This window comes from Tardiphaga sp. 37S4 (assembly GCF_021044645.1).
Lineage (GTDB): Bacteria > Pseudomonadota > Alphaproteobacteria > Rhizobiales > Xanthobacteraceae > Tardiphaga > Tardiphaga robiniae.
Genome location: NZ_CP088008.1, coordinates 4,474,217 through 4,500,813 on the forward strand (window position 1 = coordinate 4,474,217; position 26,597 = coordinate 4,500,813).

25 protein-coding genes and 1 pseudogene are annotated in these 26,597 nt (G+C 61.8%); 11 read left to right on the forward strand and 15 right to left on the reverse strand.

All coding sequences use genetic code 11. The annotated features are described in order from the left end of the window. Window positions 1-155 precede the first annotated feature (155 nt). The gene (locus LPB73_RS21285; RefSeq protein WP_175368760.1) at window positions 156-1,406 is read right to left on the reverse strand and encodes an ABC transporter substrate-binding protein; all 1,251 of its coding nucleotides are present in this window, start codon (window positions 1,404-1,406) and stop codon (window positions 156-158) included. 81 nt (window positions 1,407-1,487) lie between these two features. Then, window positions 1,488-2,306: a putative hydro-lyase gene (locus tag LPB73_RS21290; protein ID WP_231078083.1), complete on the reverse strand. Its 819-nt coding sequence runs from the start codon at window positions 2,304-2,306 to the stop codon at window positions 1,488-1,490. Window positions 2,307-2,425: 119 nt separating this feature from the next. Between LPB73_RS21290 and LPB73_RS21295 the strand changes: the two genes are divergently transcribed. Genes LPB73_RS21295 through LPB73_RS21305 form a run of 3 tightly spaced genes read left to right on the forward strand, consistent with a single transcriptional unit; the run spans window position 2,426 to window position 5,563 of the window. Continuing rightward, entirely contained in the window at window positions 2,426-3,343 is a 918-nt protein-coding gene (locus LPB73_RS21295; RefSeq protein ID WP_231078084.1) for a LysR family transcriptional regulator, read from the forward strand. Between the two features lie 41 nt (window positions 3,344-3,384). Further along, window positions 3,385-4,632 carry a Zn-dependent hydrolase gene (locus LPB73_RS21300; protein WP_231078085.1) on the forward strand — a complete coding sequence of 416 codons (1,248 nt, stop codon included), beginning with the start codon at window positions 3,385-3,387 and terminating at the stop codon, window positions 4,630-4,632. Between the two features lie 22 nt (window positions 4,633-4,654). Continuing rightward, window positions 4,655-5,563 (forward strand): NAD(P)-dependent oxidoreductase, encoded by a 909-nt coding sequence (locus tag LPB73_RS21305; RefSeq protein ID WP_231078086.1) that lies wholly within the window; start codon window positions 4,655-4,657, stop codon window positions 5,561-5,563. Between the two features lie 72 nt (window positions 5,564-5,635). Here the strand turns inward: LPB73_RS21305 and LPB73_RS21310 are convergent, their stop codons facing one another. Then, a complete protein-coding gene (locus LPB73_RS21310; protein WP_175368756.1) occupies window positions 5,636-6,712 on the reverse strand; it encodes a tartrate dehydrogenase in 1,077 nt (358 codons plus the stop codon). Between the two features lie 145 nt (window positions 6,713-6,857). On the opposite strand from LPB73_RS21310, the gene LPB73_RS21315 reads away from it, so the two are divergent. Then, a complete protein-coding gene (locus tag LPB73_RS21315; protein WP_231078087.1) occupies window positions 6,858-7,637 on the forward strand; it encodes an SDR family oxidoreductase in 780 nt (259 codons plus the stop codon). A 168-nt stretch (window positions 7,638-7,805) separates the two neighbouring features. Here the strand turns inward: LPB73_RS21315 and LPB73_RS21320 are convergent, their stop codons facing one another. From LPB73_RS21320 to LPB73_RS21330, 3 genes are all read right to left on the reverse strand, one after another. Beyond that, complete coding sequence (locus LPB73_RS21320; protein WP_231078088.1) at window positions 7,806-8,717, reverse strand: 4-(cytidine 5'-diphospho)-2-C-methyl-D-erythritol kinase; 912 nt, start codon at window positions 8,715-8,717, stop codon at window positions 7,806-7,808. A 4-nt stretch (window positions 8,718-8,721) separates the two neighbouring features. Next, complete coding sequence (locus LPB73_RS21325; protein WP_231078089.1) at window positions 8,722-10,509, reverse strand: tetratricopeptide repeat protein; 1,788 nt, start codon at window positions 10,507-10,509, stop codon at window positions 8,722-8,724. 310 nt (window positions 10,510-10,819) lie between these two features. Further along, on the reverse strand, window positions 10,820-12,478 hold the full coding sequence (locus LPB73_RS21330) for an electron transfer flavoprotein-ubiquinone oxidoreductase (RefSeq protein ID WP_231078090.1): 1,659 nt from the start codon (window positions 12,476-12,478) through the stop codon (window positions 10,820-10,822). Window positions 12,479-12,634: 156 nt separating this feature from the next. Here LPB73_RS21330 and LPB73_RS21335 point away from each other — a divergent pair, with 156 nt between their 5' ends. Next, window positions 12,635-13,468, forward strand: coding sequence for a uracil-DNA glycosylase (locus LPB73_RS21335; protein ID WP_231078091.1), 834 nt, complete (start codon window positions 12,635-12,637; stop codon window positions 13,466-13,468). On the opposite strand, the gene LPB73_RS21340 is transcribed toward LPB73_RS21335, so the two are convergent. The 4 genes from LPB73_RS21340 to LPB73_RS21355 all read right to left on the reverse strand — a co-directional run bounded on the left by LPB73_RS21340 (window position 13,465) and on the right by LPB73_RS21355 (window position 17,599). After that, on the reverse strand, window positions 13,465-14,973 hold the full coding sequence (locus LPB73_RS21340) for a glycosyltransferase family 39 protein (protein WP_231078092.1): 1,509 nt from the start codon (window positions 14,971-14,973) through the stop codon (window positions 13,465-13,467). The two genes, LPB73_RS21335 and LPB73_RS21340, sit on opposite strands and share 4 nt — an antisense overlap. Before the next feature lie 82 nt (window positions 14,974-15,055). Next, window positions 15,056-15,790, reverse strand: a complete 735-nt coding sequence (locus LPB73_RS21345) for a ribonuclease HII (RefSeq protein WP_231078093.1) — start codon at window positions 15,788-15,790, stop codon at window positions 15,056-15,058. Between the two features lie 75 nt (window positions 15,791-15,865). Continuing rightward, window positions 15,866-16,318, reverse strand: a complete 453-nt coding sequence (locus LPB73_RS21350) for a VOC family protein (protein ID WP_231081214.1) — start codon at window positions 16,316-16,318, stop codon at window positions 15,866-15,868. Between the two features lie 117 nt (window positions 16,319-16,435). After that, window positions 16,436-17,599, reverse strand: coding sequence for a PA0069 family radical SAM protein (locus LPB73_RS21355; protein ID WP_175368747.1), 1,164 nt, complete (start codon window positions 17,597-17,599; stop codon window positions 16,436-16,438). 204 nt (window positions 17,600-17,803) lie between these two features. On the opposite strand from LPB73_RS21355, the gene LPB73_RS21360 reads away from it, so the two are divergent. Together LPB73_RS21360 and LPB73_RS21365 are read left to right on the forward strand one after the other, a co-directional pair. After that, window positions 17,804-18,373, forward strand: coding sequence for a glycosyltransferase (locus tag LPB73_RS21360; RefSeq protein ID WP_231078094.1), 570 nt, complete (start codon window positions 17,804-17,806; stop codon window positions 18,371-18,373). A gap of 35 nt (window positions 18,374-18,408) precedes the next feature. Beyond that, window positions 18,409-18,882, forward strand: a pseudogene (locus LPB73_RS21365) (GNAT family N-acetyltransferase); the annotation flags it as partial. On the opposite strand, the gene moaB reads toward LPB73_RS21365, so the two are convergent. Further along, window positions 18,879-19,439 (reverse strand): molybdenum cofactor biosynthesis protein B, encoded by a 561-nt coding sequence (gene moaB / locus LPB73_RS21370; RefSeq protein ID WP_120288413.1) that lies wholly within the window; start codon window positions 19,437-19,439, stop codon window positions 18,879-18,881. The pseudogene LPB73_RS21365 and the gene moaB sit on opposite strands and share 4 nt — an antisense overlap. Window positions 19,440-19,444: 5 nt before the next feature. Continuing rightward, window positions 19,445-20,386: a KPN_02809 family neutral zinc metallopeptidase gene (ypfJ, locus tag LPB73_RS21375; RefSeq protein ID WP_231078095.1), complete on the reverse strand. Its 942-nt coding sequence runs from the start codon at window positions 20,384-20,386 to the stop codon at window positions 19,445-19,447. A gap of 240 nt (window positions 20,387-20,626) precedes the next feature. On the opposite strand from ypfJ, the gene LPB73_RS21380 reads away from it, so the two are divergent. Further along, a complete protein-coding gene (locus tag LPB73_RS21380; protein ID WP_093759553.1) occupies window positions 20,627-21,760 on the forward strand; it encodes a site-specific DNA-methyltransferase in 1,134 nt (377 codons plus the stop codon). Between the two features lie 148 nt (window positions 21,761-21,908). Next, entirely contained in the window at window positions 21,909-22,595 is a 687-nt protein-coding gene (locus LPB73_RS21385; protein WP_231078096.1) for a glutathione S-transferase family protein, read from the forward strand. 53 nt (window positions 22,596-22,648) lie between these two features. On the opposite strand, the gene LPB73_RS21390 is transcribed toward LPB73_RS21385, so the two are convergent. After that, window positions 22,649-23,077 (reverse strand): nuclear transport factor 2 family protein, encoded by a 429-nt coding sequence (locus LPB73_RS21390; protein WP_089262411.1) that lies wholly within the window; start codon window positions 23,075-23,077, stop codon window positions 22,649-22,651. A 91-nt stretch (window positions 23,078-23,168) separates the two neighbouring features. Here LPB73_RS21390 and LPB73_RS21395 point away from each other — a divergent pair, with 91 nt between their 5' ends. Together LPB73_RS21395 and LPB73_RS21400 are read left to right on the forward strand one after the other, a co-directional pair. Then, the gene (locus tag LPB73_RS21395) at window positions 23,169-24,092 is read left to right on the forward strand and encodes a LysR family transcriptional regulator (RefSeq protein ID WP_231078097.1); all 924 of its coding nucleotides are present in this window, start codon (window positions 23,169-23,171) and stop codon (window positions 24,090-24,092) included. 156 nt (window positions 24,093-24,248) lie between these two features. Further along, window positions 24,249-24,584, forward strand: a complete 336-nt coding sequence (locus LPB73_RS21400) for a hypothetical protein (protein WP_089262415.1) — start codon at window positions 24,249-24,251, stop codon at window positions 24,582-24,584. Between the two features lie 78 nt (window positions 24,585-24,662). On the opposite strand, the gene LPB73_RS21405 is transcribed toward LPB73_RS21400, so the two are convergent. Together LPB73_RS21405 and LPB73_RS21410 are read right to left on the reverse strand one after the other, a co-directional pair. Beyond that, window positions 24,663-25,988 carry a methyl-accepting chemotaxis protein gene (locus LPB73_RS21405; protein WP_231078098.1) on the reverse strand — a complete coding sequence of 442 codons (1,326 nt, stop codon included), beginning with the start codon at window positions 25,986-25,988 and terminating at the stop codon, window positions 24,663-24,665. Then, window positions 25,951-26,487, reverse strand: a complete 537-nt coding sequence (locus LPB73_RS21410; RefSeq protein WP_231078099.1) for a PAS domain-containing protein — start codon at window positions 26,485-26,487, stop codon at window positions 25,951-25,953. Before LPB73_RS21410 ends, LPB73_RS21405 begins: the two co-directional genes overlap by 38 nt. Between the last annotated feature and the right edge of the window lie 110 nt (window positions 26,488-26,597).

The window sequence follows — 26,597 nt, forward strand, 5'->3', positions numbered from 1 at the left end:
GCGATGCCGGTCAGACCAGGTGCAAACCAATCCTTCGGAGGATATGGATCCCCGCCCCCCGCACGCCTTCGGCGTGCTAGGCGGGGATGACACCGGAGTGTGTGGTGACGTCGTCGAGTCCGACGACGACGCCACATGCGTTTAGAGAACGCGCCTTACGGCATCGGCCAGATCGCATCCGCCACGGCGGCCTGCGGCGGGAAGATGGTGACGAACTTGCCACCATTATACTGCAGCAGTACCGGATCGGCGTTGTTGTTCTGGCCCAACTCGTCGAACTTGACCTTGGCCCACGGCATGATCGTGCTTTCGCCCGGCATGTCGGTGGCGACCAGCGCTTCGCGGATCTTCTCACCATCGGTCGACTTGGCGCGATTGATGGCGTCGGCCATCACGATCAGGCCCATGAACTGGCGCGAGGAGTAGTCGTTGAAGTCCTTACCGGACTTCTCCTTGAACATGTCGTTGATCTTGCCGACCATCGGACGCTTGGCGGCGAGATCGAGTGAGAACGAACCGCGCGAGATGACGCCCGGAATCTTGTCACCGACCGCATCATACAGCGCCTTCTCGGAGAAGCCGGCGTCCTGTGCGACGATGTTCTTGGCCTTGTAGCCAAGTTCGCCCATGGTCTTGATGAGCAGGATGCCATCGGTGGTGTAGCTCGACGGCATCAGCACGTCGGCATTGGCAGCCTTGAGCTGCTGCACTTCGGCAGTGAGTGACGGCGAATTGGCGCGATACTTGATGTCGGCGACGATTTTGTAACCGCGGTCGGCAGCGAGCTTGATCTGCGCATTCGCCGAGTCCGTGCCGAAGATGGTGTCTTCGTGGAACAGCGCCAGCGTCTCGATCTTCTGGCCTTTTTTCTTCAGCGCATCGAAGAAATCGAACATCGCCGTCGAGAACATTTCGTCATGCGGGGCGGCGCGGAAGTAATATTTCAAACCGCGGCGATGCAGGCTTGGCGACGAGTTGTCGGCCGACAGGAACGGGATCTGGTAGCGCTCGCAAATCTGGCTGACGGTGACGGCGACGGCGCTCTGATAGGTGCCGACAATGGCCGAGACCTTCTCCTGGGTGATGAGGCGTTCGGCTTCAGCGCGGCCCTTCTGCGGATCGGCCTGATGGTCGGCGAAAACGAGACGTACCTTGGCGCCGCCGAGACCAGTGAAGCCTTCGCCCTTCGCCATCGGCAACGCGAAATCGTAATCCTTGTTGATGATATCGGCAGCCGTTTCGAAAGCCTTCTGCGCGTCGACGCCGATCTGCGCGCTGGCGCCGGACAGCGGATAAATCACGCCGATCACGACTTCCTTGACCTGCGCGCGCGCAGGCTTGGCGAGAGGCAGCAGCGCGGCGGAAGCGGCGCCTCCAAGCAATACGTTTCGGCGAGAAATCGTCATGTCTTTGTCCTTTGTGACCGGCGGCTATCGATGAAACTAATCAAGGTTACGGTAAAGCCCGAAAGATCGGCAAGCTGCTTCTTATAAAACAGCCAAATGCTTATTCTTCAGGTCCGTGACGAGCATGACACCCGGCGCATGCGTAATCGCGAACGGCACGCGCGCTGCAGCAATGACCGCTTGCGGCGTGACGCCACAGGCCCAGAACACCGGGATTTCATCGTCGTTGATGTGCACCGCATCGCCGTAATCAGGCTTGTTGATATCCTTGATGCCGATCGACTGCGGCAGACCCAGATGTACCGGCGCACCATGCACTGCGGGAAACCGCGAGGTGATCTGGACGGCACGGATCGCATCAGCCGGCTTCAGCGGTCGCATCGACACCACCATCGGCCCGGCGAACGGGCCAGCGGATTTGCAGGCGATGTTTGTGCGATACATCGGCACCAGCACATCCTGTTCGATGTGACGGATCGGCAGGTCATCGGCCATCATGGCTTCTTCAAACGAATACGAACATCCGATGACGAAAGACACGAGATCGTCGCGCCAGTACTTCGTCACCTCGTAAGGGCGATCAATCGCCTCACCATCCTTCCAGACGACATATTGCGGAATGTCAGTCCGGATATCGAGATCAAGACCGAGGGCGGGAATGCTTGGATTACCGACATCCGACATGCCGATGATCGGGCACGGCTTCGGATTGAGCTGGCAGAAGCGATGGAAAGCCGCCGCCTGCGCTTCCGGCAGAATGACGAGATTGCCCTGGACATAACCCGGGGCCACTCCGGCGGTGCTGCTATATTTGCCCGCGCGATATTCGCGGCGAGCAACCGCGCTGGGCAAATCCGAGGATCGATCGTCGCTTTGCTGCGCTGCCGAAGAAATAGCCATCTTAGTGTCCTGCCTAATTCTGCCTCGACACGCACTGAAACTCAGGGCTAGTATAATGTCTAATCGTTGTTTTTAATCGACATCCATAAATCCTACTTATCGATAGCCGGATCGCATCCATGGCGGACTTCAAGGCGCTGGAGACTTTTCTCTGGGTGGTCAATCTCGGCAGCTTCCGCGGCGCGGCCCAGAAGCTCAACACGACCCAGCCGGCAATCTCCCAGCGTATCGCGCAACTGGAACACGAGATGGGCGTGCGGCTTCTGCAGCGTGACCGCCGTATGGCCTCGCCGACGACGGCCGGACGGCAGATGCTGGTCTATGCCGAAAAGCTGATCGGCCTGCGCTCAGAGATGATGGCGGCGGTTGGCGATCGCTCGGCAATGCGCGGCGTGCTGCGGCTCGGCGTCGCCGAGACCATCGTCCACACTTTGCTGACGCGGCTGATCAAGCACGTCAATATCTCGTATCCGAACCTGTCGCTCGAAATCGAGGTTGATATCACGCCGAACCTGAACGCGCGGTTGCAGGCACAGGAGATCGATCTCGCTTTCGTGCTCGGGCCGCTTTCGACATCCAACATTCGCAACCGTGTGCTGTGCGACTACCCCGTCGGCTTTCTCGCCAGCCCTTCGCTCAAGCTCGGCGACGGTCCACTCTCGATCCACGATCTCGCGAAATTTCCCATCATCACCTTCTCGCGCAAGACCCGGCCCTACGAGATCGCGCGCTCGCTGTTCAACCGGCCCGACCTGCCACCGATCCGGCTGCACGCCAGCGCGTCGCTGTCTACCGTGATGCACATGGCGATTGAGGGCTTAGGTATCGCACTGATCCCGACAGCCATCATCGAGAACGAACTCGCGGACGGACGGCTGCAATTGCTTAATACCAACCTGCAGCTCCAGCCGCTGACATTTTCGGCAAGCTGGCTCGCGTCACCCGACACGGCCGCAATCGAACTCGTCGCAGGCATTGCTGCGCAACTGGCGCAGAACAGCCCATTGGTTGACGAGCCGGCAGCGTCGGGTCATTGAAAAGCAGGCCTCTTCAACACAAACTTCTCGGGACAGACCGCATGACCAAGCTTGGCGACAACCTCAAAATCGATTCCGCACGGCTGTGGGACACGATCAACGAGACAGCGAAATTCGGCGGCACCCCAAAAGGCGGCGTGCGACGCCTGACGCTCGGGCCTGAAGATAAATTGGTGCGCAATTGGTTCCGCAAGGCGTGCGAAGATGCCGGCCTGGAGGTGCATGTCGATGCCCTCGGCTCGATGTTCGCGCTGCGTAAGGGCCGCGACATGTCGAAGGCCCCGATCGGCGTCGGCTCGCATCTCGACACCCAGCCGACCGGCGGCAAGTTCGACGGCATTCTGGGCGTGCTCGGCGCACTCGAAGTCGTGCGCACGCTCAACGATGCCGGCATCGAGACCGAGATGCCGATCTGCATCGCCAACTGGACCAATGAAGAAGGCTCGCGCTTTGCGCCGGCGATGATGGCCTCCGCTGCCTATGTCGGCGACTTCACCACCGACGACATTCTGTCGCGCAAGGACATTGCAGGTGTCACCGTCGGCGAAGCGCTCGACGAGATTGGCTATCGCGGCGACGTTGCGGTCGGCACGCAGAAATTCTCGGGCTTCGTCGAACTGCATATCGAGCAAGGCCCGATCCTGGAGGCCGAAAGCAAGACCATCGGCGTGGTCGATTCCGGCCAGGGCGTGCTGTGGTTCGACGGCAAGATCACCGGCTTCGAGAGCCATGCCGGCTCGACCCCGATGCCGCTGCGCAAGGATGCGCTGGCGACACTGTCCGAGATCGTGCTGGCCACCGAGCGTGTCGTCAGCAATATCGGCGCGCTCGGCACTATCGGCGAAGCCGTGATCGCAAATCCGTCGCGCAACGTGATCCCCGGCGAGATCGCCTTCACCATGGATCTGCGCAGCGCCGACGCCGGCAAGCTGGACGCCATCGAGAAAGGCGTGCGCGATGCCATCAAGGAGATCGCCGCGCATCGCAAGGTTGACGTCGCCTTCGACAAGGTCTGGCACAAGCCGCCGACGCACTTCAACAAGGACTTCGTCAATGCGGTTGAGACGGCCGCGACGTCGCTCGGCTACTCGCATCGCCGTATCACCTCAGGCGCCGGCCACGACGCCTGCAACCTCAACAACATCATGCCGACAGCGATGGTGTTCATTCCGAGCAAGGATGGTATCAGCCACAACGAGCTCGAAAGCTCGACGCAGGAAGATTGCGCCGCCGGCGCCAATGTATTGATGCATACGGTGCTGGCGCTTGCCGGCGTCGCATCGAAGTAACGAAGACAGACAGGGGATAGTGATGCGGGGTGTATTCGTCGATGCCAGCGAAGAGCTGGCGAAGATTCTGGAACGGCTGACGCAGCCGGGCGACATCGCAATCAAGATCAATCGGGATGAGGACATCAAGTCGGCCGATTTGCCTGAGGTGCTGGACGGCGCCGAGATCGCCATCGTCGATCACACCTATCTGCCGACCGATGTGGCCAAGCAGTGCGCCGGCCTGAAGCATGTGGTGTTTCTCGGCACCGGTGCGCGCAGCTATATGCATATCGAGGAGCTCGCCGAGCTGGGGATCGAAGTCCACCTGATCCGCGGCTATGGCGATACGGCCGTTGCCGAATGCGCCATCGCGCATATGTGGGCTGCTGCGCGCGGCCTTGCCCAGCAAGACCGTGAAATGCGGGCCGGCAACTGGCTGCGCGATGAAGGCATGGAGCTGACTGGCAAAACGGTTGGTCTGATCGGCTTCGGCGGCATCGCTGCGGAAGTCGCGCGTATTGCGCTCGGTTCGGGCATGAAGGTGATTGCCTGGAACCGGTCGCCGAAGACCCATCCCGGTGTCGAGTTCACTGACATGGAAACCGTGCTGTCGCAGAGCGACGTCGTGTCAATTCATCTTCTGCTGAATGACGACACCCGCGGCATGATCACCCGCGAGCGCATCGGCCAGATGAAGAAGGGTGCAATCCTCGTCAACACTGCCCGCGGAGCCGTGGTCGATGAAGCCGCGATGATCGATGCGCTGCGCTCGGGCCATCTGCGCCATGCCGGCCTCGACGTATTTGATATCGAGCCGCTGCCGGCCGGCCATGTGCTGACGACGCTGCCGAACGTGACGCTGTCGGCACATTCGGCGTTCCGGACGCCGGAGGCGAGCATCAATCTGATCGCGGCGGCATGGAAGCACTGCCGGCGAATCGCCGCCTAACCTTTCAATCGTCTGAAACGAAAATGCCCGGCATGAAGCCGGGCATTTTTTTTGCGCGTCAGTGGCGGCAGCTTACTCCACCATCTCCGCGACGGCCTTGCCGCAAGCGCCTGTATCGGCCTGACCGCCGAGATCGCGCGTCCGCAGCGTCCGCTCTTCAAGCGTGCGTTCGATCGCCTTGACGATCGAGTCTGCGGCCTGCTTCTCGCCGAGATGCTCAAGCATCATCGCCCCGGACCAGATCATGCCGATCGGATTGGCGATGCCCTGCCCCGCAATGTCCGGCGCCGAGCCATGCACCGGCTCGAACACCGACGGGAAATCGCCGGTCGGGTTGATATTGCCGGACGGCGCGATGCCGATGGTGCCGGTGCAGGCCGGGCCGAGATCGGACAAGATGTCGCCGAACAGGTTGGACGCAACCACGACGTCGAACCAGTCCGGATGCATCACGAAATTCGCTGTGAGAATGTCGATGTGATACTGGTCCCACTTCACATCGGGATAGTTGGCGCCCATCGCCTTCACGCGCTCATCCCAATAGGGCATCGTGATCGCGATGCCGTTGGACTTGGTCGCCGAGGTCAGGTGCTTCTTCGGCCGCGACTGCGCGAGGTCGAACGCAAATTTCAGGATGCGGTCGACACCGGTGCGGGTCATCACCGTCTGCTGGGTAACGAATTCACGATCGGTGTCCGGGAACATGCGACCGCCGACGGAGGAGTATTCACCTTCGGTGTTCTCGCGCACCACCCAGAAGTCGATGTCGCCGGGTTTGCGGCCGACCAGCGGACAGGGCACGCCGGGCATCAGGCGCACCGGGCGCAGATTGACGTATTGGTCGAATTCGCGCCGGAACTTGATCAGCGAGCCCCACAACGAAATGTGATCCGGAATCTTTGCCGGCAGGCCGACGGCGCCGAAGTAGATCGCATCGTGCTTCCCGATCTGCGCCTTCCAGTCGTCCGGCATCATCTGGCCGTGCTTCTCGTAATAGTCATAGGACGAGAAGTCGTAATGATCGAAATGCACCTTCACGCGATGCTTTTTCGCTGCCGCTTCAAGGACGCGCAGGCCTTCCGGCATCACTTCCTTGCCGATGCCGTCGCCGGGGATGACCGCGATCCGATATTCTTTTTGTGCGCTCACGTGGGGTTTCCTTCGCCAGTAATTCTGCCTGCAGATGTGGACCAAAGCCGGCCTGCGATCAACGCTGCACTGCAATGTTGACCGGTTTTGCCGCAGGGGCCTAACTCTGTCACAGACACTCCCTTCTGCAATCCAGAGGCATTCCATGGATCTTCATTTGCGCGGCAAGCGCGTCCTGATCACGGGCGCATCCAAGGGTATCGGCGCGGCGGCCGCGGAAGCGTTTGCCGAAGAAGGCTGCGATCTCCGCCTCGCGGCCCGCAATGTGGAGCAGATGCAAGCCTTGGCAGACCGGCTGCGCTCCAGCCACCAGATCGACGTCGCCGTGCATGGTGTCGACCTGCGCAAGCCGGACGATCTAGCGTCGCTGGCGGCTGCCGCCGGCGATATCGACATACTCGTCAACAATGCCGGCGATATTCCCGGCGGTTCGCTCGACAAGATCGACGAGCCGACCTGGCGCCATGCCTGGGATCTCAAAGTGTTCGGCTTCATCAATCTGACGCGCCTCGTCTATGCGCAGATGAAAGCACGCGGCCATGGCGTGATCGTCAACGACATCGGGGCTGCCGGCGAGAAGTTCGACGCCAATTACATCTGTGGCAGCGCCGGCAATGCCGCGCTGATGGCTTTTACGCGGGCGCTGGGCGGAAAAAGCCTGAAGGACAATATCCGCGTGGTTGGCATCAATCCCGGCCCGGTCGAGACCGAGCGTCACATCACGCTGATGAAGACCCGCGCCAAGGCGCAATTCGGGGACGAGAACCGTTTCCGGGAATTGCAGCAGGGTTTGCCACTCGGCCGCGCTGCGAAACCGCGCGAGATCGCCGACATGATGACGTTTCTGGCGTCCGATCGCGCGGGCTATACGACCGGCGTGATCTACACGGTGGATGGCGGATATAGCGCTGGATGGGGCAGTTAGTCGCTTTTCTTAACCTCGCCCCGCTTGCGGGGAGAGGTCGGAGCACGAGCGGCAGCGAGTGATCCGGGTGAGGGGGAGCCAGTGTTTCACTCGCTGGCTCCCCCTCACCCGTCGCGGACTTCGTCCGCGCCACCCTCTCCCCGCAGGCGGGGCGAGGGAAAAAGCGCGCTAGCTCAACGCGCCGGCATGCACCCACCACAGCGGGTGGGCGAGTTGAATGGCACCGGCCGCGCGTTGCGCATCGGTGTCGTTGCCGAACAGCGCAAAGCAGGTCGCGCCCGAACCCGACATGCGGGCCAACCGAACACCTTCAGCGTCGCGCAAGGCCGACAGCACCGTGTTGATGACAGGCTCGACCTTCAATGCGGGCGCTTCAAGATCATTGGTGCCGGCATTGAGCGCGTCGATCCAGGCATCGAGTGAGCCGCCTTCATTTGGCCAGGTAGCCCGTTTCAGGACGTCTTTGACGCCGACACGCAGCTCGCCATTCTTCAGGCCGAGCTCCTTGAACACATCCTTGGTCGCTACCGGCACGCGCGGATTGACCATCACGCAGGGCAGCCGCGGCAGGCTGAGCGGCAGCAGGTTTTCGCCCACGCCCGTCATCACGCAGGCGTGCGACGGCACGCAAACCGGCACATCGGCGCCGGTCAGGCGAGCCACTTCGAGCACGCGGGGATCGTCCATTTCGAGATTGTTGGCGCGCACCAAGAGGCGGAGCGCTGCGGCAGCATCCGCCGACCCGCCGCCAATGCCGGCGGCAACCGGCAAGTGCTTGTCGAGTGCAAAGCGCCCGAATGTAAGACCCTCGACGCGCTCGCCGAGCAGCCGGGCGGCCTTGATCACGAGATTATCGGCGGTGTCGCCGCATTCCTGCGCGCGCGGGCCGGTCGCGGTCAGCGACAGATCGCCGCCCGCATCCAGCGTCAATCTATCGGCGCAATCGGCAAAGGCCACGACGCTTTCGAGATCATGATAGCCGTCAACTCGACGGCCGATGACGCGCAGGGTCAGATTGACCTTGGCGCGCGCATCTTCTTCGAGAACCGGGTTCGTTGAACCGGTCGTGCCCCCAACCATGGAATTAGCCGCCTTTGCCGTCTTCTTTTTTCTTGTCGTTGGATGCGGCCGAAGACGAAGGTTCGTCCGACAGACCGTTTTCCATCTTGGCTTCGATCTTCGGAATCTCTTCGGCTTCCGGCTTCAGATCCTTGGCGTGCTGCCACTGGAACTTGGCTTCCAGCTTGCGACCAACGCGCCAATAGGCATCGCCGAGATGGTCGTTGATGGTCGGATCTTCCGGCTTCAGGTCGATGGCGCGTTCGAGCTGCTTCACGGCATCGTCGAAATTGCCGATGCGGTAATAGGCCCAGCCGAGCGAGTCGACGATGTAGCCATCATCCGGACGCTGGTCGACGGCGCGCTTGATCATCTTCATGGCGTCGTCGAGGTTGATGCCCTGATCGATCCAGGAATAACCGAGATAGTTCAGCACATGCGGCTGCTCGGGCTGCAATTCGAGCGCCTTGCGCATGTCGACTTCAGCCTTGGCCCACTGCTTGGAACGCTCCAGGCAGATGCCGCGGAAGTAGAAATACACCCAGTTCGGCTTGTCCTGGTTGGCGGCGATGACATCGATGCCCTTGGTGTAGGTTTCGGAGCAGTCCGCAAACTTCTTGCGGCCGCGTTCGATATTGCCGAGCGCCATGATGGCTTCGAGATCCCGGGGATCGTCGGCAACCACGCCCTTGAGAATCTTGATACCTTCATCGCTGCGGTCAGCCGCATCGAGATCGGTGGCCTGCTGGATCTGCGCATTGCGCTTCAGCGCCGAATTGGCCGGCACGCGCTCATAGACCTTGATGGCCATCTGCGGCTTCTTCACCGACTCGTAGAGGTCGGCGAGCGACAGCAGCGCCAGCGAATGATCCGGCTTGAGATAGAGCGAGAGCTGCAGATAGACCAGCGCGAGGTCTTCACCGCCGCGGCGGGTTAGCGATGCGCCGATGCCATAAAGTGCTTCAGCAGCGCCGGCCTGCGGGCTGTCGACCAGCGGTGCCAGCTTCTTGCCGGCCTTGGTTTCGCGGATACCTTCCAGCACCAGCGGATGACGGGCGAGCTTTTTGTTGAAGGTCTCGTAGATGCCGAGCGCCGCAGCATCGTCCTTGTTGCGCGACGTCCAGCGGCCATAGGCGTCGACCACGCGCAGCGCGGAGTCGTCGAGCTTGTAGGCACGCTCGAAACGGGCGCCCGCATCCTTCTGCTTGTTGGCAAGATCGAGGATCAGACCGGCATGCAGATCCTTGAAGATCGGATACCATTCCGGACCGGCCAGCTTGTCGATATTGGCAATCGCCGTCTTGCTCTCACCGGCGCCGTAGCCGGCCCAGGCCGACAGCAGCGTCGCAACGAGGTCGGTGATCGGGCCGCGCACCGACTGGTTGATATTGGTCTGCGCGGCAGCATATTTCTTCAGCTTGAGATCGCGCACACCCACAACGAGACGGGCGACGCGGTTCGACTTGTCGATGGTGAGGATGCGATCGGCGAGCTTGACGGCCTCTTCGATATCGCCGTCAGCGAGCGAGGAGATGAAGGCGCGATCGAGCAGTTCATTGTTCTTCGGATCGGTACGCAGCGCGGAGCGGTAAAACGCCGCAGCCGAGGTCGCATCGCGCTCGACACTGGCGTGGCGGGCGGCCAGATAACTGCCGGCGGTGGTGAGCGACTTCAGGTCACGGGAGGTGGGAAACTGGGCAGCCGAGCTATCGCCGGTATGATCCGGGGTTTGCGCCAGCAGCTGACCGGGCATCGCGAGAACGGCGACCGTGGCGGCAGCGAGCGTCAAACGATTGAAACGGATGGACAACATAGGGTTCGCCTAGCTCCAGGATTTACGGGCAGGATATCGAGCAAAATGCGAGCAGGACTGCAAGACAGGCTCGGATGCGCAGCCGACCCGGCAATAGTGCGCATGTCAACAATGCCGCGTTTGGCGGTCAATCGCAAGGATCGGGGGCGCGATCGCACCAATGGCACCTTGAAGCCTGTCAGCAATTGGGCCGCCGGATTGCGCCACTGTCCCTGAGAACGCTCGCACTGTGGCGTTATCGTGACATCCGGCCGGTGTAGCGGCCCGCGAACAGGCGCCGCCGCTCACACAATCGTAATCAGCGAGCCGGTTACATCGCCTCGTAGTTCGGGCCGCCGCCACCTTCCGGCGGAACCCAGGTGATGTTCCCGTTGGGGTCCTTCACGTCGCAGGTTTTGCAATGGACGCAATTCTGCGCATTGATCTGGAATCGCGCACCGCTCGACTCTTCAACCCACTCATAGACGCCTGCCGGGCAATAGCGATTCGACGGGCCGGCAAAGACGTCGTGCTCCGACGACTTCTGCAGCGCCATGTCGGCAACCTTGAGATGGATCGGCTGGTCTTCTTCGTGATTGGTATTCGACAGAAACACCGAGGACAGACGATCGAAGGTGATCTTGCCGTCCGGCTTCGGATAGACGATCGGCTGATACTGCTTGGCGGGCTTGAGCGCCTTGCGATCCGGCTTCTCATGCTTCTGGGTCCCGAACAGCGAGAAGCCGAGCGTGTTGCACCACATGTCGAAGCCGCCGAGCGCGTTGCCGAGGAGGGTCCCGAACTTGGACCACAGCGGCTTGGCGTTGCGGACCGGATAGAGATCTTTGCCGATCGAGGACGATCGCCAGCCGGTCTCGTATTCCATCAACTCGTCATTGGCGCGACCTGCCGCCAGCGCAGCGGAGACGTGTTCCGCGGCCTGCATGCCTGACGCCATGGCGTTGTGAACGCCCTTGATGCGCGGCACGTTGACGAAGCCAGCGGCGCAGCCGATCAGCGCGCCGCCCGGGAAGACCAGCTTCGGCACCGACTGATAGCCACCCTCGGTGATCGCACGCGAACCGTAGGCGAGGCGCTTGCCGCCTTCGAACGTGTCGCGGATCAGCGGATGGGTCTTGAAGCGCTGGAATTCCTCGAACGGATAGAGATAAGGGTTTTCGTAGTTCAGATGCAGCACGAAGCCGACAGCCACGAGGTTATCATCGTAGTGGTACAGGAACGTGCCGCCGCCGACATCGTTGTCGAGCGGCCAGCCGAACGAGTGCTTCACCGTGCCCTTCTGGTGCTTGGCCGGATCAATCTGCCAGACTTCCTTGATGCCGATGCCGAACTTGCCGGGCTCGCAATCCTTGTCGAGGGCGAATTTGGCGATGATCTGCTTGGTCAGCGAGCCACGTGCCCCTTCGGCGAACAACGTGTATTTGCCGAGCAGTTCCATGCCGCGCGTAAACGAATCCTTCGGCTTGCCGTCGCGGCCGATGCCCATGTCGCCAGTGGCAATGCCGCGCACCGCGCCATTGTCGTCATACAGCGTCTCGGCAGCTGCGAAGCCGGGATAGATTTCGACGCCGAGCGCCTCCGCCTTCGCACCCAGCCAGCGGCACACCATGCCGAGCGAGGTGATGTAGCAGTGATGATTGTTCATCAACGGCGGCATCAGGAAGTTCGGCAGCTTGAAGCCGCCGGTCTTGGTCATGAAATAGAACTGGTCGTCCTTGACCTGGGTCTTGAGCGGGCAGTCCGCATCCTCGCGCCAATCCGGGATCAGCTTGTCGAGATTGACCGGATCGATCACCGCGCCGGACAGGATGTGCGCACCGACTTCGGAACCCTTTTCCACCACAACGATGGACAGGTCCGCATTGAGCTGTTTCAGCCGGATCGCGGCCGACAGACCGGAGGGGCCGGCACCGACGATGACGACGTCGAATTCCATGGACTCGCGCGGCGGAAGTTCTTCAGTGCTCATAATCTCGTCTCAGACCCGTTTCCAACCCGTTCAGAACGCTTCTAAGGGCTGTTGTTTCCGATTTTTGACGGAAGAACAACCACCTAAATGCTCAGGGGGCGTTTCGCTGGGCGGCGATCCGGCCTAGATTGCTGGCATGCCTGTGACCCCCCTCTCATGACGCCTGAACCCCACCCCAGCGTTGCGCAACTGCTCGCCTTTTATCTGGAGGCCGGGGTCGATTGCGCATTGATGGATGAGCCGGTGAACCGGCTGTCGGACGACCTCCCGCCGCCTGCCCGGGAACTGTCCGACAGCGCGCCGAAGCGACCACCGCTGAATGGCATGCCGCCGCCCCCTGCACGCCCACCCGCCCGCGTCGAGGTCGCCCCGGACGTGGCGATTGCCGCCGCCCGCGACGCCGCGCGCACCGCGCCCTCGCTTGAGGTGTTGCGTGGCATGCTGGATACATTCGACGGCTGCGCCCTGAAATCGACCGCGACCCAACTGGTGTTTGCCGACGGCAATCCACAGGCGCGGATCATGTTTGTCGGCGAGGCACCCGGCCGCGACGAGGACATCGAGGGCCTGCCCTTCGTCGGCCGCTCCGGCAAATTGCTCGACCTGATGATGGGCGCGATCGGCCTGAAGCGCACCGACGTCTATATCGCCAATGTGATTCCATGGCGGCCGCCGGGCAACCGCACGCCGACGCCGCAGGAGACGCAGATCTGCCTGCCGTTCATCCAGCGCCAGATCGAGCTGGTGAATCCGGACATCCTCGTGACGCTGGGCAATCCGTCGACACAGACGCTGCTGCAGACCCGCGACGGCATCATGAAGTCCAGGGGACGCTGGGTCGACTACGACACCGGCACGCGCAAGATCAAAGCGCTGGCGACGTTCCACCCCGCCTATCTGCTGCGCTCGCCGTCTTATAAGCGGATGACCTGGATGGATCTGCGCGCGATCGCGAAGGCGCTGGAAGCGTCGTCGGGCAGGACTAGTTAGGGCGCCTTTGGCCGCACGATCGCCCAGCCGATCCGCAGCAAGGGTTGCCGGCCATTCACCAGACGTTCGAAGGCGCGCGGGACTTCCGGCACGAGGTTGGGGAAACGCTGCGTAATGTCTGCAGGCGGCGTACCGACTGTATCCGCTGCGCGCCACACCACGACGCCGCCGGTCTCGGCGAACTTCGCTGGCGTGATCCATGGCGTGCGCGAAGGCACTGCATCGTTCAGCAGATGCGGCCGTGACGCACTCATGCCGACCAATGCGGCGAGTTGCGCATCGCCTGCCACCGCCGACAGTGGACGATTGGTGCGACGCTCGAAACTCTCGCCGAAGAAGCGCCCGATCTCGCGCGCGGGCAGCGCTGTGACATCCTCAGGACCATCGACCCAGGGCAGAATCACAAGGCTGGCGAAAGCTGCCAGCGCAGGCGCAATGATGGCGAAGGCCCAGACCTTGCGCAGCACGCGCTGGCGCCGCAGCGCGATCAGGTCGCCCGACGCCACGACCACGGCGAGACCCGACATGACCAGCGCAATGCCGGCACCGCCGACCACGCGATCGAGGCCGTAAAGGGCAGCGAACAGGCTGCCGAGCAGCCCCGGCACGAGCGCGAAGAAAAATACATAGTCACGTGCCAGCGGATCGACCGGCGGGCGGAAGATAATCGGAGCTTCCTCGGTCTTCGGAACGATGCGGCCCCAGTTCATCACCGTCAGCACGATCACGCCGGTAATTGACGCAAGCAGCCAGGCCATCAGCACGCCCCACTGCCGCGCCTGGCTGGCGATATCGGTCAGTTGCGGCGGTACAGGCACAATTGGTGCACCGGCCCGGATCACCCACATGGCCCATGGCAATGTCAGCACCGCGATGACCAGCAAGGCATAAAGCGGGTCGAACGACGTCAGGTTACGGCGGCCACGCGAGGTCGCGAGACCAAAGACGAGTGGCAGCGGCAGCAGCCACATCGCATGGGGCGTCGTCAGCAGCAGCAGGCCGGCCTCGATCGACAGCGCGAACCAGGCATTGCGACGGCCCTGCCCGATCGCCAGCCAGGCGTGCAGCAGAAACATCGCCCAGAGCGGACGCGCCAGGATCAGCGGGCCGAATTCGATGCCGGGCGTACTGAAGGCCGTGACCGTCATCGTGAGCAGCACGGCGATCACCGCCTGCGGACCGCCAACGATGGCGGTGCCGAGCTGATAGACCGCACGGAAGGTGAGGACGGCGCAGATCTGCGCCAGCAAATACACGCCGAAGACATGATTGCCGGCGGCCCGGAAGGCGATATCGGCCAACCAGAACGCCAGCGGCGGACCCATATGGGTGCCGACTTGATATTCCCGGCCATAGGCCAACACGGTGGCGAGATCGCCCGGCGGCCCGCGATACAGCAGCAGGGGGACGACGAGCCAGATCGCGGCCTGACACAGCACGACGATCCAGAACACCAGCCGTGGCCGGGCGCGGATCAGTTCGACGATCAGGGAGGTGAAACGCATTGAACGTCTGAACCGGCCAGCAGGGAATGAAGCGTGCTCAGGTGATACGGCGCAGAGCCAAGAGAGGCAACCGCCTGAGCGCTCAGGCGGATATCTCGATATCGATGGTGGTGTGGACTTCGATCAGACCTGCCGCACGGACGCCAGCCTGATGACGCGTACGCGCCGCAGCAACCGGCGCGAACAGGCTGCGATGATGAATGCTGGGCCCCAATTCATTCAGCGCGGCCATATGCTGCGGCACGCCATAGCCCTTATGGACCTCGAAACCATAGCCCGGACAATCCTCGGCCAGCCGGCACATCAGCCGGTCGCGCGACACCTTGGCGATGATCGAGGCTGCTGCGATGGAGAGCACCAACGCGTCGCCGCCAATGACGGCCTCGCAATCGGCCGTCGTATCGATCTTGTCGCGGCCGTCGACAAACACATGTTTCGGCGCGTCCGGGAGCGACGCGACCGCACGCGCCAGCGCCCAGAGCGACGCCCGCAGAATATTGTCGCGGTCGATCCGGGTGGGTGATGCGTAGGCGACGGCAAAGGACGACGTAGCGCAGATTTCCTCGAACAGCGCCTCGCGCTTGCTCTCTGTCAGCTTCTTGGAATCGTCGAGGCCTTTTGGAATGTTGCTCGGGTCCAACACAACCGCGGCGGCAACCACCGGTCCTGCCAGCGGACCACGCCCGGCCTCGTCGCAACCAGCCACCGGCCAGATGCCCCGCTCCAAAAGCGCGCGTTCACGCGTAAAGCATGGCGCGACCACGATCTTGCTCTTGCGCGGCTTGGCCGGCGACTTCTTTTTCGCATCTCGAATCATCCGGCGATCCTGCTGAAGCAGGCCAACACGCGCAACCGGGAACTCGGGATCGTGCCCGCTATTCAGATTGCCGCTTTAATCGTCCAGATGCACCCGCCGGTCGTCGCCGACTTCAATGCCCGGAGCCACGACCACGTCCCATGCATGGCCATCCGGATCGGCAAAGTAGCCGGAATAGCCACCGTAATCGGTCTTGCGCGCTGGCTTCAGAAGCGATCCGCCACAATCGACGGCGAAAGCGAGGACCGCATCGACCTCGCCTTCGGAGCGGCAATTCCACGCCAGCGTGCTGCCGCGAAACGCCTGCGGCCTTGGATGGTCAGGCAATGTTGCGTCCTGCGCCAGTTGATCCCACGGAAACAGCGCGAGGACGCTGGCGCCGGTGTCGAAAAAGGCGATGGCCTCGCCAGAGGCACGGGCCTTTCGCGCAAAACCCAGCGCTTCGTAGAAGGCAATGCTCCTGCGCATATCTGCGACACCCAGCGTGATTACCGTCATGCGCGCGATCGGCGCGGGTGGTTTTGTCATCGTCATGCGTGTCACTCCTGTACTCACTCTATAGATCGAAAAGAGGGACGTTGGCAGGCTCTGGTTTCCTGCCAACGTCCCCTCTCCACCACTCCGTACGCTGCGAGACCTGCGGAGTTAGAACAGATTCAATTGCTGACCGGCACCCGCCGGCTTCTCGAAATGATCGAGGGTGAGCTTCGAACGACGTTTGTTGAGACCGAGCTTCGTGCAGGCGATCTCGAAGCGGCGACCGATCATCCAGGCCATCGGCCCGGTGCCCTTCATGCGCGTGCCCCATTGCGAGTCGTAATCGCGGCCACCGCGCATTTCGCGGATCAGCGTGAAAACATGCCGATAGCGATCCGGATAATTCGCGATCAGCCACTCGCGAAACAGATCGCGTACTTCCATCGGCAGCCGCAACAAAACGTAACTGGCTTCCTTGACGCCGGCATGCGCGGCGGCATCGAGAATCCGTTCGATCTCGCTGTCATTCAGCGCAGGGATCACGGGCGCCACCATCACCGTGGTCGGAATGCCGGCCTCGGATAGCTGCCGCAAAGCTTCCAGCCGCTTCGACGGCGTCGACGCGCGCGGCTCCATGGTGCGCGCGAGCTTCGGATCGAGCGACGTCACCGACAACGCCACTTTGACCAGATTGCGCTTCGCCATCCGCGCCAGGATATCGATATCGCGCGTCACCAAGGCAGACTTCGTGACGATGCCGACGGGATGACCGGTCTTCTCCAGCACTTCGAGAATGCCGCGCATCACCTGCCGCTCGCGCTCGATCGGCTGATACGGATCGGTATTGGTACCGATCGCGATCATCTTCGGCTCATATTCGGCGGCGGCCAGCTCCTTCTCGAGCAGCGCCGGCGCATCGGGCTTCACGAACAATTTGGCTTCGAAATCGAGCCCGGGCGAGAGACCGAGATAGGCGTGGGTCGGCCGCGCGAAACAATAGACGCAGCCATGCTCGCAGCCACGATAGGGATTGATCGAACGGTCGAAGCCGATATCAGGCGACTCGTTGCGCGTGATGACCTTGCGCGCGGTGTCCGTCGCAACGGTCGTCTTGAACGGCGGCAATTCATCGAGGCTCTGCCAGCCATCATCAAAGGCGACCCGGGCCTCGGCCTCGTAGCGCCCGCTGTCGTTGGACTGGGCACCGCGGCCGCGCCGCCGCTGCTTGTCGATCGCCACCGCGATCTCGGGAAAAGGGGAAAGCGCACCCGCCGGCTTATCGGAGGGCGCCGGGACCGGCGGGTGCTTGAGGGCAGCGATCTGGCGACTCATGAAGCCACGATAGCGCACGCATGGAACAAATCAAGAACATAAATAGGGTGGCACACGGCCGGGGCACTGTGCATTCTCCCGCCGCCTCAGAGAGGCGGCCGAAAGTCGAACCGCCCCGAAATTGCAGCAGCCGCCGGTGCCGCATAGACTATGACGAAACGATAACGCGGCCACCCCGTTGTTGAGAGGTATTATCCGACACCCATGCTGAGCGTGATCATCCCCACCGAAGGCGTCGAACAGCCCGCTGTTGCCACACTGGCAGCGCTGGTGCCGGGCGCTGCTGCCGGTGTGATCCGCGAAGTGCTGCTGGTCGATCGCGCTGGCACCGATGTCATCGAACGTGTCGCCGATGTCGCGGGCTGCGGCTTCCTGACCTCGCAGGGATCGCGCGCCGCGGCGATGGCCGCCGGCGCCAAGCAGGCGCGCTCGCCCTGGCTAATGTTTCTCCATGCCGGCGCCGTGCTCGATGCCGGCTGGATCGAGGAGACCCAGCAATTCATCCAGCGCGTATCGACCGGCAACCGCCCCCGCGCGGGCATTTTCCGCTATGCGCGCTCGCCCTATGACGAGACCAATTTTCGCGATGGCCTGAAGCACCTGGTCCGGATGATCACAGGCCCCAAGGCCGATCAAGGTCTGCTGATTGCACGCGAACACTACGACCGTCTCGGGGGCTACGCACCCGATGCCCGGCGCTCCGAAGCGCGGCTGCTGCGCCAGCTCGGCCGCTCCTCACGCACATTGCTGCGCAGCCGGATCATCGTCGCCTGACCATGGCCGCCCAAGCCCCCGATGCCGTTCAGCTTGCAGTGCTACGCGATCTCCAGCCTGGCGATATCGACTGGGTCATCCGCAGTCACGGCGAACTCTATGCGAGTGAATACGGGTTCGATGCGTCCTTCAAGGCGCTGGTAGCTGACATCGCCGCAGAATTCGTCGCATCATGCGATGCCACGCGCGAACGCTGCTGGATCGCCGAGATGGACGGCGCGCCGGTCGGCTCGCTGTTTCTCGTGAAGGCATCCGACGACGTCGCCAAGTTTCGGCTCTTGCTGATCGATCCCAAGGCGCGCGGACAAAAGCTCGGCCAGCGCATGGTGACGGAATCCATCGCCTTTGCGCGGCAATGCGGTTATCGCAGGATCACGCTGTGGACCCAGAGCAATCTCGGCGCTGCGCGAAAAGTCTATCAGGATGCAGGTTTCGCGCTGGTCGCCACCGAGCCGCATCGCAGTTTCGGGCAGGATTTGATCGGCGAGACCTGGGAACTCGTGCTCTAGACCGACGCGCCCTTCGCCTTCGGGCGTCGCAAATGCTCATCCAGCCGCGGCATGATCTCCACGAAATTGCAGGGCCGCGTGCGGTAATCCAGTTGCGCGGCAAGGATGCCGTCCCAGCCATCGCGGCAGGCGCCGGGCGAACCCGGCAGGCAGAAGATAAATGTCGCGCCGGCGGTGCCAGCAGTCGCGCGGCTCTGGATCGTCGAGGTACCGATCTTGGCGTGGCTCAGCATGTGAAACGCAATCGAGAAACCATCCATCCGCTTCTCGAACAGCGGCTCGATGGCTTCCGGCGTGACATCGCGGCCGGTGAACCCCGTGCCGCCGGTCGTAATGATCGCGTCCACGCCGGGATCGGCAATCCATGCGCGCACGATCTTGCGGATCGCTTCGACATCGTCCGTGACGATCTCGCGCTTCGCCAACACGTGACCGGCCGATGTCAGCCGATCGGCCAGCGTCGCGCCGGACTTGTCGTCATCGAGCGACCGCGTGTCGGAAATCGTCAGTACCGCAATGTTGAGCGGTACGAAGGCTTTGGTCGTGTCGGGCTCCATCGTCGTTACAGTCGATCCGTCGCGAATGTATTGCAGGCCTGCACGGTGCCCTGCTGATAGCCGGTCATGAACCAGCGCTTGCGCTGTTCGGCAGAACCGTGCGTGAAGGAATCCGGCACGACGCGACCCTGTGCCTGACGTTGCAACGTATCGTCGCCGATGGCGGACGCGGTCTGCAGCGCAGCATCGATGTCGCCGGCTTCGAGGAAACCGGGGCGCTTCTTCGATTCGCGATTGACCCAGACGCCCGACAGACAATCGGCCTGCAACTCGACGCGGACCTGCAGCAGATTGGCCTCAGCCTTGCTGCCGGCCTGCTGCTGCAGGCGTGTCACGCGCGGAATGATCCCGAGCAGGTTCTGAATGTGATGGCCGGCTTCATGCGCAATGATATATGCCGCGGTAAATTTGCAGGCATTGCCCGAGCAACCGCGGAATTTGGTTTCGACCTGACGGAAGAAGCCGGTGTCGAGATAGATCTTCTTGTCGGGCGGACAGTAGAACGGCCCCATCGCCGACTGCGCATTGCCGCAGCGCCCGCCATTGGTGGCATTACGAAACAGCACGATCTGCGGCCCGGTATATTTCTGACCGCTCTCCTTGAAGATTTCATCCCAGCGATCGTCGATCTCGCCGAGCACGCCAGAGATCATGCCGCCCATCTCGTCAGTGGGTGCGCCTGATTTCGTCGGCGTCGAGCGACGGTCGGTCTGATAGGTCGGCGCCTGCTGGCCGCCGGTGAGAATTTCTGCACCGCCGATCAGGATGCGCGGATCGATGCCGAACGCCCAACCAACGAGGCCGAGCACAATCACCGTGCCGATGCCGAGACCACCGCCACCGCCCGGAATTCCGAAACCACCGCCACCGCCGCCGCCATATCCGCCGCCGCTATCGTCACGACGGTCGTCGATATTGTCGCTGCGACGGAAGTCATCGTAACGCATGAGGTAATTCCTTCATTTCAAGTCGCAGCATTTTAGACCGGTTTGACGCGATCCGAACACCATAACGCAATTGCAGCGTAAAATTTCCATTCCATTAAGCATTAACCTGCCCGGCAAAACTTGCCTAGTTCGAACTCGTTACCAATTAAGTCGATTTTTACTTTGCCCGGTCAATGTCTGCCTGTCGGTTGTTTAGTCCCGCGTCGCCGACAGCGTCGCCTGAGTCAGAGTAATTGAGTCATGGTTGTTTCGCGTCGCGGGGCGTCTGCAAGGGCGCCCCGCTCTCACTTCGAAACCTCTCCGAGCAGCAGCATCGTCATTGGTGATTGCGTCGCAGAGATGTCAAAACTCCCGGCAGGGTCGGTAGATCTGGTGTTCGCAGATCCGCCGTACAATCTGCAGCTGAAGGGCGATCTCAAGCGCCCCGATGAATCCCATGTCGATGCGGTGAATAATGACTGGGACAAGTTCTCGTCATTCGCCGCATATGACGACTTCACGCGCGCGTGGCTCCTGGCCGCACGCCGTATCATGAAGCCGTCGGCGACCCTGTGGGTGATCGGCTCCTATCACAATATTTTCCGCGTCGGCGCGATCATGCAGGACCTCGGCTTCTGGGTCCTCAACGATATCGTGTGGCGCAAATCGAATCCGATGCCGAATTTCCGCGGCCGTCGCTTCACCAATGCGCATGAGACCATGATCTGGGCCGCGCGCGATGAGAACGCCAAGGGCTATACGTTCAATTACGAAGCCCTCAAGGCCGCGAATGAGGACGTGCAGGCACGTTCCGACTGGCTGATTCCGCTTTGCACCGGCGACGAACGCCTGAAGGGCAGTGACGGCAAGAAGGTTCACCCGACCCAGAAGCCGGAAGGCTTGCTCGCCCGCGTGCTGCTGTCATCGTCGAAACCCGGCGATCTCGTCATCGATCCGTTCAACGGCACCGGCACCACAGGCGCCGTCGCCAAGCGCCTCGGCCGCAATTACATCGGCTTCGAACGCGATCGCGACTACGCCGCCGCTGCCGAAGCACGCATCGCCGCGATCGAACCCCTGCCCGAGGCAACGCTTGCACCGTTCATGACCGCTCGTAGCGCGCCGCGCGTGGCGTTCTCCGAACTGGTTGAGCGGGGCATGATCTCACCCGGCACCAAGTTGGTCGATCTGAAGAAGCGTCATGGTGCGCTGGTGCGCGCCGACGGCGCCATCATGTTCGGCGACAAGGTCGGCTCGATCCACCGCATGGGCGCGATGGCCCAGGGCTCCGCATCCTGCAACGGCTGGACGTTCTGGCACGTCGAGACCAAGAAGGGCCTGCGCCTGATCGACGAACTCCGCGCCGAAATCCGCAGCGAGATGGGCGCGGTCTAAAGTCCCCGCCCATGCCACCGGCCGGACGCATGCGCCCGGCCTTCGTCAAAACATCGCTTGCACTCCCCCGGAATTCCAAGCACGAGACGACGGTCCGCATCAGCGGCCCGCCCCGTGCTTTGACCTACAAAATCCAGGGAGATTTGAAATGCTGAAGTTTTACTTCAACGGGTCGCCAAACCCGACCAAGGTTGCGTTGTTTCTGGAAGAGGCCGGCCTAGCCTATGAGCCCATCGCCATCGACACCCGCACAGGCGCGCAGTTCCATCAGGACTTCCTGAAGGTCAATCCGAACGGCAAGGTGCCGGCGATCGACGACGATGGCGTCAAGGTGTTCGACAGCAACGCCATCCTGCTCTACCTCGCCGAGAAGACCGGCAAATTCCTGCCCGCCAACACCCTGGCCAATCGCGGCGAGATGCTGTCCTGGCTGATGTTCGTCGCCACCGGCGTCGGTCCGTTTTTCGGCCAGGCCGTGCACTTCAAGCATTTCGCGCCCGAGAAGATCGACTACGCGCATAACCGCTATCAGTTCGAGGCAAAACGCCATCTCGGCGTGCTCAATGAACGCCTGGCCGGACGGCAATATATGGTCGGCGACAGCTACACGATCGTCGACATGGACGTCTGGGGCTGGGTGCGGATGACCAACTTCATTCTCGGCGACGAGGGCTTTGCCCAATTCCCCAACGTAAAGCGCCTGCATGATGAGATCTCGGCGCGCCCGGCCGCAGCGAAGGCTGTCGCCCTGAAGGACACATTCAAGTTCAAGGCCGAGATGGACGACGAAGCCCGCGCCGCCATGTTCAAACATCTCGCCACCAGCGCAGCCTGATCACGAACTATTCGACGAATGCCGGGCGCAACACTGCGCCCGGCATTTTTGTGTCAGGCAGGCACGCGCGCCATCTCCTCCGGGAAAGGACCCAACACCCGCTCCACAAGCGCAGTGTCGCAATATTCCTTGATCATGGTGATCTTGCCGTTCTCGACACGCCACACCATGCAGTAATCGTTGTCGTAACGATCGCCGGTCTTGGTGACATTGTCGCCCTTGGCCTCGACCACCACCAGATTGCCTTCCGCAATGAAATTGGACGCGACCGTGCGCGGCCGGATGTCAAATAGCGACCTGAAATGCCCCATGAGGCCGTTGAGGATCGCATCCTTCCCCTTGAAGGTGCGTCCCCAGGAATACTGACCGACCACGATCCAGCATGCATCATCGGCGAGATGATCGGCGAAGGTCGTGCCGCTGCGGTTGGCTGAATCGCTATAGACCTGCTGAATAAGCTTCTTGTTGTCTGCCGTGCTCATTGTTCTGCTCCATCGCTTGAACGATGACGCAGTATGGGTTGGACAATCCCCATTCTTCCAATCGATAGTCCGTATGATATATATTCGGTCCATGAATTTGGCCGCGCTCGATCTCAATCTGCTGGTCGCGCTCGATGCATTGCTGCGCGAGAGCAATGTCGGCCGCGCCGCGATGCGGATCGGCCTGTCGCAACCGGCTGCGAGTCACGCATTGCGCCGGCTGCGCGACGTTCTCGGCGATCCTCTGCTGGTCCGTGTCGGCGCCCGCATGGAGCTGACGCCGCGCGCACAGGCCCTGCGCGGTCCACTTGCCCAGACACTGGAGCAAGTCCGCGGACTGTTCATCCCGGATGTCTTCGACGCCCGCCAAAGCGACCGGCACTTTCGGCTGATGATGCCGGATCTGGCCGTCGAACTGCTGATGCCGCCATTGATGAAGAAGCTCGACAGCGTCGCGCCGGGCGTCCAGATCAACGTCGTGCCATGGCGCGGCCCGGCGATCATGACGGCGGAATTCGCCCGCAGCATCGACATGGTGATCAGCATCGGCAACGCCTTCAACGGCTTCCATCGTCAGTTGCTCTATGTCGATTCCGATGCCCTCGCCGTCCGCAGGGGCCATCCGGCGGCATCGCGCCTGAAAACGACCGAGGGGTTTCTCAAAGCCCGTCATATCGCCGTGGTGCTCCGAGGCCAAAGCGAAGACCTCATCGACGACTGGCTGCTCAGCAAGAAACTGGAGCGGCAGATTGCCCTCGTCGTCCCGAGCTATATCGAGGCGCTGCATGTTGCGGCGCGCACCGATCTCGTGGCCTTTGTGCCGCGACGCCTGATCGCCGCATTGGCTCAGCCGCTATCGCTCACAATCATTGCCCCACCGCTCGATCCCGGCATCGACGAACAATTCATGTTCACGCCGACACGCGCGCAATTCGATTCCGGATCGATCTGGCTCCGCAAGATCATGCTGGAGACCGGCCGCGAACTCGACCCGCCAAAGCGCCGCACGGCCTGACGCAGCGCGCCTCGGTCAATTTTGCCGGCAAAGCTTGCCGGCAGGCAACGCCTGATAGCAACTAGAAATACCTAACCGCTTATGATTTCTGAATATTTCTGATGGCCTGATTTTTGCGTAGTGGGTCGCGAACATCTCACAGCAAGAGAAATTCAGATGTCGAACTCCATTATCTCCAGCATGCAGTCCTTCAAGCTTCCGACCAGACTGCAGCCATCCGACAAGGCCGAGAGCGGCCTCGGCAATGCAACAGCGATAGCAAAATCGCCGGAAGAGAAATTCCTCGACTACGCGAAAAAGACGCCAGCAGAAAAAATGCGCGATGCGCTGCTGTCGAGCATCGGCGTAACGGAAGAAGAATTGAACAACATGTCGCCGGAGCAACGCCGGGAGGTCGAGCAGAAGATTGCCGACAAGATCAAGGAGGCCGTGAACAAGAAGACGGAGAATGGCGGCAGCGCCAGCGGCTTCTTCACGGATATCAGCGCCTAACAGGCGCGCCTTTCACCACAAACGGAATTGGCGCCGCAACGGCGCCAATTCCAGATCATTCGAAATGAGCCGACGCGATCAGCGCGCGGCAGCTTGGCGTACCAGATTTTGCCGGGCCTCGCCGAGATAGCCGCGGATTTCCTTGGTCAGCAATCCCGACTGCGACGACAGATCGCCCGATGCCACCATGGTCGATGTGGCGAGTTGTTCGGTGTCCTTGGCGGTGGTTGCCAGCGACTGGATGTTGGTTGAAATCTCGCGCACCACGGCGAAGGCCTCGTCGATGTTGCGCGCGATATCGGCCGTTGCCGCGGACTGCGCTTCCGAGGCACTCGCGACCTTGCCGGTGATCTCGTTCACTTCCGCAATCACGGTGCCAATCTCGGTGATCGACGAGCTGACTTTGTCGGTCGCTGACTGAACCTGGCCGATTTCCTTTTCGATCTCGGCGGTGAAGTTGGCGGTCTGTGTCGCCAGTGCCTTCACTTCATGCGCCACCACTGCGAAACCACGACCGGCATCGCCTGCGCGAGCCGCTTCGATCGTTGCGTTCAGCGCCAGCAGATTGGTCTGGCTGGCGATCACGTTGATTGAGGTCACGACTTCACTGATGCGTACGGCGACAGCGCGAAGCACGTCGACATTGCTGGCTGCATCGGCGACGCGTTCGACGGCGCGGCCGGCAATCGCCGCCGAGCGATTGACGTCGGCGCCCACTTCGCTGGCGCTGGACGACAGTCGCGCCGTGGCCGAAGCCACTGACTGCATGTTGGCGGACGCCTGTTCGGATGCCGCTGCCACCGAGGTGACGCGGGTCAATGTCGAGGATGCACCGGTCCGCAGATTGCCTGCGGTGCTGCTCATCTCGACCGCACCGCTGTCGAGTGCTGAAACGATGCCGCCCACGGTGGATTCGAGCTGGCTGGTCTGGCGCTCGAAATTCCGGATGCGGTCGGCGATGTTGTCGGTCGCCGCGTTCATCGCTTTCGCCCCGTACAGCAGGCCGCCATGCAATCCGCCCGGCAGGATGCGCCGATAATACTTGTTGTCGTTCAGCGCTGCCATCGCCGCGGTGGATTCGCGCACGAAAGCATCGCAGCCGTCGATCATGTCATTAACGCTGTGCAGCAACTCGCCGGTCACGCCGCGCACCGGGATGCCAAGGATACGGGCCTCGAAGTCACCTTGCGCGATGCGCTGGCAGGCGATACGCGCCTTCTCGATCAGGCGCGCCGTCTTGCCCATCAGGACAAGCGCGACAACGGCGGCAGCGATCGCAACAGCCTGACAGACCATGGCCGCGAGCGGAAGACCGAAGAACTGAAGCACCAGAGCAAGCGCAGAGCCGGCAATGACGACGAGCGTGCTAAGCTGCGCTCTTGAGAGAAAACATAAGTTCGTCATAGCTGACTTTCTGGGATGCAACGAAATCGGTTAGGGCCTTGTAGCCGGCGGCGAGGGATTCCTTGCCGTTCACGTGTCGCTTCTCGATTGCCAGCACGTCGGCATATACAGGCGCGATCGTCTTCTTGATGAGATCCGGCGGCGGGACACGGCGATTGGAATGATAGCCGGCGATCTTGCCATCGAGGCCGTAGGACGGCGTGACATGGGCGAAGACCCAGTAGTGATCGCCATTGCTCGCCATGTTCTTCACAAAGGCGAAAATCTCGCGGCGCTCCTCGACCGTGTCCCAGAGCAGCTTGAAGACGCTGCGCGGCATATCGGGATGACGGATCAGGCTGTGCGGCTGGCCGAGCAACTGCTCTTCGGTGTAGCCGGCCATCTTGCAGAACAGACGGTTCACATAGGTCATGCGACCCTTGAGATCCGTCTTGGATACGATGAGCTCCGATGCCGGAAAGAAAGTCTCGCGGCCGCTCGGCTTAATCTGGTTGGACATCATTGACCTGTCGGTGACCGATTCACCCAAAAACTAGTGCCACCGGTATTAGGGAACGCGGCTGAATTTTGCGTTAAGGTTCCGTGCACCATGAATTCGCTGCTGGCGGA

Coding starts and splice junctions, on each gene's coding strand:
- LPB73_RS21385 (WP_231078096.1), top strand. CDS start 21,909: ATGCTGAAGTTTTACTTCAACGGGTCGCCAAACCCGACCAAGGTTGCG.
- LPB73_RS21305 (WP_231078086.1), top strand. CDS start 4,655: ATGCGGGGTGTATTCGTCGATGCCAGCGAAGAGCTGGCGAAGATTCTG.
- LPB73_RS21345 (WP_231078093.1), bottom strand. CDS start 15,790: ATGATTCGAGATGCGAAAAAGAAGTCGCCGGCCAAGCCGCGCAAGAGC.
- moaB (WP_120288413.1), bottom strand. CDS start 19,439: ATGGAGCCCGACACGACCAAAGCCTTCGTACCGCTCAACATTGCGGTA.
- ypfJ (WP_231078095.1), bottom strand. CDS start 20,386: ATGCGTTACGATGACTTCCGTCGCAGCGACAATATCGACGACCGTCGT.
- LPB73_RS21355 (WP_175368747.1), bottom strand. CDS start 17,599: ATGAGTCGCCAGATCGCTGCCCTCAAGCACCCGCCGGTCCCGGCGCCC.
- LPB73_RS21285 (WP_175368760.1), bottom strand. CDS start 1,406: ATGACGATTTCTCGCCGAAACGTATTGCTTGGAGGCGCCGCTTCCGCC.
- LPB73_RS21360 (WP_231078094.1), top strand. CDS start 17,804: ATGCTGAGCGTGATCATCCCCACCGAAGGCGTCGAACAGCCCGCTGTT.
- LPB73_RS21320 (WP_231078088.1), bottom strand. CDS start 8,717: ATGGTTGGGGGCACGACCGGTTCAACGAACCCGGTTCTCGAAGAAGAT.
- LPB73_RS21350 (WP_231081214.1), bottom strand. CDS start 16,318: ATGACAAAACCACCCGCGCCGATCGCGCGCATGACGGTAATCACGCTG.
- LPB73_RS21300 (WP_231078085.1), top strand. CDS start 3,385: ATGACCAAGCTTGGCGACAACCTCAAAATCGATTCCGCACGGCTGTGG.
- LPB73_RS21405 (WP_231078098.1), bottom strand. CDS start 25,988: ATGACGAACTTATGTTTTCTCTCAAGAGCGCAGCTTAGCACGCTCGTC.
- LPB73_RS21295 (WP_231078084.1), top strand. CDS start 2,426: ATGGCGGACTTCAAGGCGCTGGAGACTTTTCTCTGGGTGGTCAATCTC.
- LPB73_RS21380 (WP_093759553.1), top strand. CDS start 20,627: ATGGTTGTTTCGCGTCGCGGGGCGTCTGCAAGGGCGCCCCGCTCTCAC.
- LPB73_RS21395 (WP_231078097.1), top strand. CDS start 23,169: ATGAATTTGGCCGCGCTCGATCTCAATCTGCTGGTCGCGCTCGATGCA.
- LPB73_RS21335 (WP_231078091.1), top strand. CDS start 12,635: ATGACGCCTGAACCCCACCCCAGCGTTGCGCAACTGCTCGCCTTTTAT.
- LPB73_RS21325 (WP_231078089.1), bottom strand. CDS start 10,509: ATGTTGTCCATCCGTTTCAATCGTTTGACGCTCGCTGCCGCCACGGTC.
- LPB73_RS21315 (WP_231078087.1), top strand. CDS start 6,858: ATGGATCTTCATTTGCGCGGCAAGCGCGTCCTGATCACGGGCGCATCC.
- LPB73_RS21390 (WP_089262411.1), bottom strand. CDS start 23,077: ATGAGCACGGCAGACAACAAGAAGCTTATTCAGCAGGTCTATAGCGAT.
- LPB73_RS21340 (WP_231078092.1), bottom strand. CDS start 14,973: ATGCGTTTCACCTCCCTGATCGTCGAACTGATCCGCGCCCGGCCACGG.
- LPB73_RS21290 (WP_231078083.1), bottom strand. CDS start 2,306: ATGGCTATTTCTTCGGCAGCGCAGCAAAGCGACGATCGATCCTCGGAT.
- LPB73_RS21410 (WP_231078099.1), bottom strand. CDS start 26,487: ATGTCCAACCAGATTAAGCCGAGCGGCCGCGAGACTTTCTTTCCGGCA.
- LPB73_RS21330 (WP_231078090.1), bottom strand. CDS start 12,478: ATGAGCACTGAAGAACTTCCGCCGCGCGAGTCCATGGAATTCGACGTC.
- LPB73_RS21400 (WP_089262415.1), top strand. CDS start 24,249: ATGTCGAACTCCATTATCTCCAGCATGCAGTCCTTCAAGCTTCCGACC.